This window comes from Thermogutta sp., from assembly GCF_014359955.1.
Lineage (GTDB): Bacteria > Planctomycetota > Planctomycetia > Pirellulales > Thermoguttaceae > Thermogutta.
The window spans coordinates 1-1,585 of sequence record NZ_JACIYL010000922.1; the positions used below are offsets into that span (position 1 = coordinate 1).

The 1,585-nt window shown below is 57.0% G+C and carries 1 protein-coding gene; it reads right to left on the reverse strand.

Annotation, left to right across the window (positions count from 1 at the left end):
• Positions 1–1,309 (reverse strand): right-handed parallel beta-helix repeat-containing protein (locus tag H5U08_RS18210; protein WP_297036401.1); only part of this gene is annotated, 1,309 nt, incomplete at its 3' end.
• Positions 1,310–1,585 lie beyond the last annotated feature (276 nt).

Below are 1,585 nucleotides of genomic sequence, written 5' to 3' on the forward strand. Positions count from 1 at the left end.
GGACGTGCTGGCCCACACCGCCGATCGATACCCCCGGGCGATACATGGGATGGATTTGCCCGTAGTCATGGATCTCGTTGTCCTCCACGATGTGGCCCGCGGGCGACAGCGTGGCGCGATCACCTCCTGTGGCGGAAACTCCTCCTTCGCCGAGCTCGTGGAGATGACTCCGGCGTACAGCGCACTGATGACCTCCCCGTATTTGGACCGCCCAGCCGCCCGTCAAGAGGAATTCACAGTTTTCGATCGAACAGTTTTCGCAATTTTCACAGACGAGGGCTGTACCACGACAATGGGCGAGCTGCAGACCTCGCAACGCAACATTTTTCGCCGAAACCAGTCGCATGATTCCGGAACTGACAGAGACAGTGGGCTGGCCGTCTTCAAGGCCGGCTGGATCGGTGGGGGAATCCGGCGGCCAGAAGTAAAGCTGGCCTGTCTCGCGGTCGAGATAATATTCACCCGGTGCATCGAGTTCACTGAGCAGATTGAAGGCGTACCACCACTGCCCTTTTCGGTAGCCGTAGGAATGATAGGGCGGTTTGACGGCGATGAGCGATCGATTGGGATCGATGAAAGCAATGGGATGTCGCTGGTCGGACCAGTCCCAGAACCAGTAACCGTGAACCCAGGGATCTTTTTCCTCGAGCCAGCGGGATGGGCGATCGCCCTCGTAAATAAACTTGCCGACTTTGTCGCCTTTTTTGCCGCGTACATCGATGGGTTGTTCACCGAGCACGTCAACAATTTTGGTAAAACCTTGATTGGGCCACCGCGCGAGTGTCATTCGGCGATTCTGATAGAAAAGCTCGAGACCTCCACCTCCCGCCGAGCCGTAGTCGGACACCCCAAGTTCTTTTAGATCAGCAATGAAAACGTGTTCACGTGCCTCTTCGGGGAGGAGTGGCGAGACATTGGCTGCCTCACGGGCACGTTTCCAGTTTGTAACGAGACGTCCACCACTCCACACCACGGAGCCGGGTGTCTCCGCTTCAAATTCGAGACCAGCGATCGACTTCGGCAGATCACGCAGGGTGATGGGTTCGGACAATTCCAGCCGCCCGGGACCAAAGACAATCTTCACCGTGACAGCAGCGTCTTTGGCCGCGAGCTGATGCAATGTGTGCACAAGTGGGGCAAGTGTCCGCCACGGCCCGGTGCGATGTTCGGGATCCGCAGAAGGAGACAGCCCAGACCACTCATCGTTTCCCTGGGCAGAAACGTAAAAGGTGACCTGGCTCGACGGTGCTTCCTCCCCTGCTGAAACTGCCCATGGCGGAGAAAGCCAACCAGCAATCAGAGAACTCAAGATCGCACATCCGACGAGAAAACCTTTCCTTTCGGTAAGGGAGCATAACATGCGGTCACCTCTGTTCTTTTCGCGGAGCCATGGACAGGAAAGCGTTACACACTGCTCCATCCGCGGCGCCCAGACCACGTGATGGAGGGATCAAGCATATGGCGGTAATGTTCGGTGCTGGTCAGCTCTCCCTCAACGGGGAGAGCAAGGAAACCATTACATACCCGTGTGAATTGGGGGGCATAATCACCGGGGCGTCATCAAACCGTATTAGAATCGAGGTGC